The organism is Actinopolyspora sabaoui, assembly GCF_051225635.1.
In the GTDB taxonomy this organism is placed as follows: Bacteria; Actinomycetota; Actinomycetes; order Mycobacteriales; family Pseudonocardiaceae; genus Actinopolyspora.
Genome location: NZ_JBMIHH010000003.1, coordinates 538,213 through 545,895 on the forward strand (window position 1 = coordinate 538,213; position 7,683 = coordinate 545,895).

7 protein-coding genes and 1 rRNA gene are annotated in these 7,683 nt (G+C 68.0%); 6 read left to right on the forward strand and 2 right to left on the reverse strand.

The features are described from left to right. Positions 1 to 207: 207 nt before the first annotated feature. The 6 genes from ACOQFL_RS07520 to ACOQFL_RS07545 are packed head-to-tail and all read left to right on the forward strand — an operon-like array spanning position 208 to position 5,597. Entirely contained in the window at positions 208 to 921 is a 714-nt protein-coding gene (locus ACOQFL_RS07520) for an alpha/beta hydrolase family protein (RefSeq protein ID WP_435543347.1), read from the forward strand. Beyond that, complete coding sequence (locus ACOQFL_RS07525) at positions 921 to 2,201, forward strand: NAD(P)/FAD-dependent oxidoreductase (protein WP_435543348.1); 1,281 nt, start codon at positions 921 to 923, stop codon at positions 2,199 to 2,201. The genes ACOQFL_RS07520 and ACOQFL_RS07525 overlap by 1 nt, the downstream gene beginning before the upstream one ends. A gap of 5 nt (positions 2,202 to 2,206) precedes the next feature. Beyond that, the gene (locus ACOQFL_RS07530; RefSeq protein WP_435543349.1) at positions 2,207 to 2,947 is read left to right on the forward strand and encodes a DUF1365 domain-containing protein; all 741 of its coding nucleotides are present in this window, start codon (positions 2,207 to 2,209) and stop codon (positions 2,945 to 2,947) included. Further along, positions 2,944 to 4,209: a class I SAM-dependent methyltransferase gene (locus ACOQFL_RS07535; RefSeq protein WP_435543350.1), complete on the forward strand. Its 1,266-nt coding sequence runs from the start codon at positions 2,944 to 2,946 to the stop codon at positions 4,207 to 4,209. The genes ACOQFL_RS07530 and ACOQFL_RS07535 overlap by 4 nt, the downstream gene beginning before the upstream one ends. A gap of 21 nt (positions 4,210 to 4,230) precedes the next feature. After that, the gene (gene sigK / locus ACOQFL_RS07540; RefSeq protein ID WP_435543351.1) at positions 4,231 to 4,851 is read left to right on the forward strand and encodes an ECF RNA polymerase sigma factor SigK; all 621 of its coding nucleotides are present in this window, start codon (positions 4,231 to 4,233) and stop codon (positions 4,849 to 4,851) included. Further along, positions 4,848 to 5,597: an anti-sigma factor gene (locus ACOQFL_RS07545; RefSeq protein WP_435543352.1), complete on the forward strand. Its 750-nt coding sequence runs from the start codon at positions 4,848 to 4,850 to the stop codon at positions 5,595 to 5,597. The genes sigK and ACOQFL_RS07545 overlap by 4 nt, the downstream gene beginning before the upstream one ends. Before the next feature lie 90 nt (positions 5,598 to 5,687). Here the strand turns inward: ACOQFL_RS07545 and ilvD are convergent, their stop codons facing one another. Further along, complete coding sequence (ilvD, locus tag ACOQFL_RS07550; RefSeq protein WP_435543382.1) at positions 5,688 to 7,355, reverse strand: dihydroxy-acid dehydratase; 1,668 nt, start codon at positions 7,353 to 7,355, stop codon at positions 5,688 to 5,690. 212 nt (positions 7,356 to 7,567) lie between these two features. Then, positions 7,568 to 7,683 (reverse strand): 5S ribosomal RNA (gene rrf, locus ACOQFL_RS07555); the annotation flags it as partial.

Here is a 7,683-nt window from a genome sequence, read left to right on the forward strand (position 1 = left end):
AACGCGGAAACACCCCTGCGAACTCGTAGCACCCGACCTCCCACACGATCGTCCTGATCAAGAGCCGCACGAACCGTGCCCACTCGGCGCGCCGTGCGGCGCTTTCGTTGATTCGCGACCGAGGGCGAGGGCGGCCGCCCGGACGCCCGGATTGTGTGGGCCGCCACACCGACCAACCCCGAGACCGGGCGGTTCCGAACAACGGGTATGCGAGATCAAGAAGCAGCCGACCGGAGGATCCGGGGTGGGGAGAGCCCCGGTGCCGTACTGCACAACATCCGGCAAGCCGTCGAGGCGGACGTGGCGGTACTGGTGCTGCACGGTGGCCGCTCTCGCGGGGAGGAACCGATGCGCCCCTGGCGGCTGGCTTACCTGCGCATGTGGTGGCTCGCACTACGGGTGGCACGCGGGCACGGCGGAGCACCGGCGGTGTGGTTGCTGCGGAACCGACTGCGCGGGTGGAACGAGCCGGACCGGGATCCGGTGGTCGACGCCCGGTGGGCGCTGCGGGAACTCCGACGGCGCTCGCCGCACGCCCGGATCGTGCTGGTGGGGCACTCGATGGGGGGACGTGCTGCCCTGCTGCTCGCGGGTGAGGAGGGCGTGGGAGACGTCTGCGCGTTGGCGCCGTGGCTCGAACCGTCCGATCCGGTGGAACAGCTGGCGGGCACCCGGGCGCTGCTCGCGCACGGCGACCGTGACGGCATCACCTCTGCACACGCCTCCGCCGAGTACGTGCGGCGGGCGGCTCGCGCCGGAGGAACCGCGCGGTACCGACCGGTTCCGGGCAGCGGGCACGCGATGCTGCGTCGCCACCGGGAATGGACCCGACTTGCCCGCGAGTTCGTGGCCGAGGTCGAGCCGATCCGCTCCGCGGACCGGGCGTCGTCCCACATCGAAGGACACCCCGGAGGGCAGTGATGGACCACGGATCCGAGCGACCGCGAGTTGCCGTCATCGGTTCCGGGGTATCCGGACTGACAGCGGCTTACCTGCTGCAACGGCACTACGAGGTGACGCTGTTCGAAGCGGCGGACCGACTTGGCGGCAACGCGCACACCCACGATGTGCCCACCGGCGACGGGCGAACAACAGCTGTGGACAGCGGCTTCATCGTGCACAACCGGAGCACCTATCCGCAGTTGTGCAGGCTGTTCGGGGAGCTGGGTGTGACGACGCGGCCCACCGAGATGTCGATGAGCGTGCGCTGCGAAGGATGCGGTCTGGAGTACGCCGGGGCGAAACGACTGCGCGGACTGTTCGCCCAGCCCCGAAACCTGGGCAACCCGGCCTACCTGGACCTGCTCAGGCAGGTGGCGCGGTTCCACCGGAGAGCCAACTCGTTGCTGGACACTCCGGTGGCGGACGAGTCGGTGCCCACGCTGGAAACCTTCCTGCGGCAGGGGAACTTCTCGGAGTACTTCGTCACCCACTTCGCACTCCCGCTGGTCTCCGCCGTCTGGTCCGCCGACGGGATCAGCAGTGGCCAGTACCCGGCGCGCTACCTGTTCCGCTTCCTGCGCAACCACGGAATGCTGAGCGTGCGCGGCTCACCGAGCTGGCGGTTCGTCCCAGGGGGGTCACGAGAGTACGTGACACGCATAGCCGAGCGGCTGCACGCGGTGCGCTGCAACACCCCGATACGGACGGTTCGACGCACCACCGAAGGGGTGACGCTGTGGGACGCCGCGGGACAGCAGTACCGAGCTCGGCACGCCGTGCTGGCCAGTCCCGCGGACACGGCCCTGGAGATGCTGGCCGATCCGGAACCGGTGGAGAAGGAACTGCTGGGGGCGTTCGGCTACAGCGAGAACGAGACCCTGCTGCACACCGACACCACTGTGCTGCCGCGCAGTCCGGCGGCCGTGGCCAGTTGGAACTACACGATGCCCTCCTGCGGTCGGGCCGGGACCGGAGTACGGATCAGCTACCACATGAACCGGCTGATGCGGCTGGCCGAGCCGGCGGACTACCTGGTCTCGCTGAATTCCGATGAGCGGGTCCGTCCGGCCGACGTGCTGGCGCGCATGACCTACCGACATCCGATCTACACGCCCGAGGCGGTGGCCGCGCAACAGCGGTTGGACGAGATCGGCGACGACCGCGTCCGGTTCGCGGGGGCCTACCAGGGCTGGGGCTTCCACGAGGACGGCTGCGCCTCGGGGGTACGTGCCGCCGCCGCACTGGGCGCGGGGTGGTGAGCGGGATGAGCGATCCGACCACGGCCGACCTGTACGACGTGACGGTCGGCCACACCAGGCACACCGAACCGAGCGACGGATTCCGGCACCGGCTCTACACCTGGCTGGTCGACCTGGACGACCTGCCGCGGCTGCCGCTACCGCTGCGACCGTTCGCACGGTTCGAGGCACGGGATCACCTCGGATCTCCCCAGCGCTCCATCCGGGCCAACCTGGACGACTGGCTGTCCCGCAACGGGGTGGACCTCGAAGGCGGCCGAGTACTCATGCTGGCCCACGCACGGGTGCTGGGCTACGTGTTCAATCCCGTCACGTTCTACTGGTGTCACCGACCTGACGGGGAACTGAGATGCGTGGTGGCCGAAGTCCACAACACCTATGGGGAGCGGCACTGCTACCTGCTGCGGCCGGATCAACACGGCTACGCCACGGTCACCAAACGGTTCCACGTCTCGCCCTTCCTGCCACAGCGGGGGAACTACGAGATGCGGCTGAGTTACCCGGGTGAACGGGTGGACGTGAGCGTCCGGCTGCACGACGAAGCGGGAAAACCGCTGTTGACGGCGGAAATGCGCGGCCGCCGCGTTCCGGCGGAACCACGACGACTCGCGCGGCTACTGCTCGGCAATCCGCTGGTGCCGCAACGTGTGGCGGCCATGATTCGCGCCCACGGGATCTCGCTGTGGCTGCGCGGACGCTCACCCAACCCCCATATCCCCCATGTTCACCAGGAAGGTGTCAGATGACCACTGCCCTGTCGTTACCCGCCCCCACGAGCGTGGCGGTGTGGGACGCGGTGGACGGACCGCCGCGTTCCCCGGTACGCGCCCGGCTGGCCGAGCGACTGTTCCGCCACGCCGTACGTGAGCTGCCGGTACGGGTGGTGCTCGCTGGTGGCAAGCGCCTCGGCGCGGGCGGACCGGACGCTCCCCTGATGCGAGTGATCCGTCCCGAGGCGTTCTTCCACCGGCTCGGTGCGGACGCCAAGATCGGATTCGGCGAGGCCTACATGACCGGTGACTGGGACAGTCCCGATCCGGCCGCGCTGCTGACCCCGTTCGCACAGCGGCTTTCCGTACTGGTCCCACACCCGCTGCAGTCCCTGCGCCGCTGGGTGGACGCATCCAGACCCGCGGACGAGCGCAACACCACCGCCGGTGCGACGCGCAACGTACAACGACACTACGACCTGTCCAACGAGGTTTTCGCCGCCTTCCTGGACGAGAGCATGACCTACTCGGCGGGGCTGTTCCGACCCGGAGTCACGGATCTGGCGACCGCCCAACGGTGCAAACTCGACCGAGCACTCGACGCCGCCGGTGTGACGGAGGGAACCAGGCTGCTGGAGATCGGCAGCGGCTGGGGATCGCTGGCGATCCGAGCGGCGCTGCGCGGCGCACGTGTCACCACGCTGACCCTGTCGGAGCAACAGCGTGCGCTCGCGGTGCGGCGTGTCGAGCAGGCGGGCATGGCCGACCGCGTGGATGTCGAGCTGCGCGACTACCGACAGGCCGACGGTGAGTTCGACGCGGTGATCAGCCTGGAGATGATCGAAGCCGTCGGCGCGGAATACTGGGGCAGGTTCTTCGCGACACTCGACCGGCTGCTGCTGCCCGGTGGCCGGACGGTCGTCCAGGCGATCACGATGCCGCACGAGCGGATGCTGGCGACCCGGGACTCCTACACCTGGATCCACAAGTACATCTTCCCGGGCGGACAGCTGCCCTCGATCCCGGCCGTCGAGCGCACCGTTTCCGAGCACACCGGTCTCCACCCGGTGGAACGCCATGCTTTCGGACAAAGCTACGCCGAAACCCTGCGGCAATGGCGCGCGGAGTTCACCCGGCAGCGGGACCACATCGCCGAGCTCGGCTTCAACGAGCGGTTCCGGCGCATGTGGGAGTTCTATCTGGCATACAGTGAAGCGGGATTCCGCGCACGTTATCTGGACGTGTGGCAGCTCGCCTTCGCCAAACCCACCACCGACGGTGCCCGGAACAGCGGGTAACGCGCAGAAAGGAGCGGCGCGATGGAGAATCCCGCGAGTCACCGACCGAAACGGTGGTTGCGCGATTCCGAGGAGCTCGAGGAATCCTCGGAGAACGGTCCGGACACGGCGGCGTTGCTCGCCGAGGTGGCGAAGGGGGACGAACAGGCCTTCGAGCGGCTCTACGACCTGATCGCCGGCTCGGTGTTCGGTCTGGTGCAGCGCATCGTGCGTGACACCTCCCAGTCCGAAGAGGTCGCCCAGGAAGTTCTGGTCGAGGTCTGGCGCGGCGCCACGCACTACCGCCCGGGCAAGGGCAGCGTGCTCACCTGGGTACTGACGTTGGCGCACCGCCGCGCGGTGGACCGCGTGCGCTCGGCGCAGGCCACCACCGACCGTGAGAGCCGTGCGGGCTCGCGGGAGCAGGGACGCCCGTTCGACGAGGTGTCGGAGACCGTGGCCTCCCGCTGGGAACAGCAGCAGGTACGCAAGTGCCTGTCCACACTGACCGAGATTCAACGTGAGTCGGTGATGCTGACCTACTACCGTGGCTACACCTATCAGGAAGCGGCGGGATTGCTGAGCACACCTGCGTCCACGCTGAAAACGAGGCTGCGGGACGGACTGATCCGACTCCGGGACTGCCTGGGGGTGAGCAAATGAACACCGATATGGCCACGTTGACTGGGGCCTACGTACTGGACGCGCTGTCGGAGACCGAACGGGTGGCCTTCGAACGGCACATGGCCTCGTGCCAGGACTGCGCCGAGGAGGTGCGTCAGTTTCGGGAAACAACCGCTTATCTGGGGAGAACCACCGCGGTCGAGCCTCCGGAGGAACTCAAACAGCGGGTGCTCTCGGAAGTCTCGCGCACCCGGCAGGAGTCCCCCGCCACCGCGGAAAGACCGCGCCGCCGCGGTCTTCGCGGGGCGACCCGTCGGGCGTCTTGGGGCACGCGGCTGGCGACCGCGGCGGCGATCGTCGGTGTCGTGCTGGCCGCCGGTTTCGGTGCGCTGGCGTGGAACACCCAGCAGGAATTGCAGCAGGCACGCGCGGATCGCGACGCCGCCGTGGAGCGACTCGTGCGGGCCCCGGACGCCAAAGTCGCCACCACCAACGCACGGGGTATGGAAGCCGTCACGGTGATGTCCGAACGCATGGACAAAGTCATGTTCCTGGGCTCCGGTATGGAGCCCGCGCCGTCGGAACGGGTTTACCAGCTGTGGTTCCTCGGCGATTACGGCGCCGAGTCGGCCGGACTGCTGCGGCAGGATCCCAACGGCAACATGTCGGCGATGATGGCCGAGATTCCGGCGGAGACCCGTGCCATCGGCGTAACCGTGGAACCGGCGGGCGGCAGCGAACAGCCCTCGACCGATCCACTGCTCGAGATGAACATGCCGACCTGATACACCCGGCACACCGCAGGCCGGGGAGCGCTCCGGATTCTCCGGCACACTCCCCGGCCTGCCGGTCGGACCGGCCGGACATCGCTCAGGTCAGCAGACCGCACCGTTGGCTGCGGAACCGACCAGCTTGGCGTACTTGCCCAGCACGCCACTGCGGTACTTCGGCTCCGGCGGCTGCCACTGCTGCTTACGACGCGACAGCTCCTCGTCCGAAACCAGCAGGTCCAGTTTCCGATCCGCCAGATCCAGCCGTATCGGGTCACCGTCGGCAACAAGGGCGATCGGACCACCGTCGGTGGCCTCCGGTGCCACGTGGCCGATGCACAATCCGGTCGTTCCCCCGGAGAACCGGCCGTCGGTGAGCAGTAGCACGTCCTTGCCCAGGCCCGCGCCCTTGATCGCGCCGGTCACCGCGAGCATCTCGCGCATGCCCGGGCCGCCCCTGGGGCCCTCGTAACGGATGACCACCACGTCTCCGGCGCTCAGGGTGTTGTTCTCCACCGCGTCCATCGCGGCCTGCTCGCCGTCGAACACCCTGGCCGTGCCCTCGAAGCGTGCGGTGTCGAATCCCGCGCTCTTCACGACGGCGCCCTCCGGGGCCAGCGAGCCCCGCAGCACCGTCAGCCCACCAGTGGGATGTATCGGATCGGAAAGCCGATGAATCACCGAACCGTCCAGCTCCGGAGGTTCGAGTTCGGCGAGGTTCTCGGCCACGGTGCGACCGGTCACCGTCAGACAGTCACCGTGGATGAGTCCCGCGTCCAGCAGTGCCTTCATCACGACGGGAACACCGCCGATACGGTCCACCGCGGTCATCACGTACTCGCCGAACGGCTTCACGTCTGCCAGATGCGGGGTCCGGTCCCCCACCCGGTTGAAGTCCTCCAGGGTCAGCTCGACACCAGCCTCGTTCGCTATGGCCAGCAGGTGCAGCACCGCGTTGGTGGAACCGCCGAACGCCATGACCACAGCGATCGCGTTCTCGAAGGCTTCCTTGGTCAACACGTCGCGGGCGGTGATGCCTTTCTCCAGCATGCCAACCACTGCTTCACCCGCGGCTCTGGCGCCGGCGTCACGACGACGGTCCACCGACGGGGGGCTCGCCGAACCCGGCAACGACATCCCCAACGCCTCGGCGGCACAAGCCATCGTGTTCGCGGTGTACATCCCACCGCACGCACCTTCACCGGGACATATCGCACGCTCGATGCGATCGACCTCAGAACGTGGGATGAGTCCCCGCGAGCAGGCACCCACCGCTTCGAAGGCGTCGATGATCGTGACCTCGCGCCCGTCCACTTTCCCCGGCAGGATGGATCCCGCGTAGATGAACACCGACGCCAGATCGAGCCGCGCAGCGGCCATGAGCATTCCGGGCAGGCTCTTGTCGCAGCCCGCCAGCAGCAGCGAACCGTCGAGTCGTTCGGCCTGCATCACGGTTTCCACCGAGTCGGCGATCATCTCGCGGGACACCAACGAGTAGTGCATCCCCACGTGCCCCATCGAGATACCGTCGGAAACGGAGATGGTCCCGAATTCCAGCGGATAACCGTTGGCAGCGTGCACGCCGTCCTTGGCGCTTCCCGCCAGTCGCTGTAGCGACAGATTGCAGGGAGTTATCTCGTTCCAGGAGGAGGCCACGCCGATCTGCGGTTTGGCGAAGTCGCCGTCCTGCATACCGACCGCACGCAACATGCCTCGAGCGGCCGCGCGTTCCATCCCGTCGGTCACCTCGTGACTGCGCGGTTTGGGCGGCATCGCTCGGGAAGACTGTTCGGGGCCCGCGCCACTGGCGGCCCCTGATTCCGTCGAACTGGTGCTTTCACTCACGGTACGAGGATAGAACGAGGAATTCCGCGCCCAGGAGCAGTGGGGTCGAACAGCGCCGGCTGCGAGTCACGATCGGTCGTGAGGGTGGTGGAGAGTAGTCCGGCCCCACCCGTGGGGGGTGGGGCCGGTGTGGGGGGTTGGGTCGGCGGTGTCCGTGTCTCCCACACCCGTGGGGGTGCAGTACCTGGGGCGCTGGAGGGCTTAGCTGCCGGGTTCGGGATGGATGCCGGGCGTGTCCCCTCCGCTGTGGCCACCG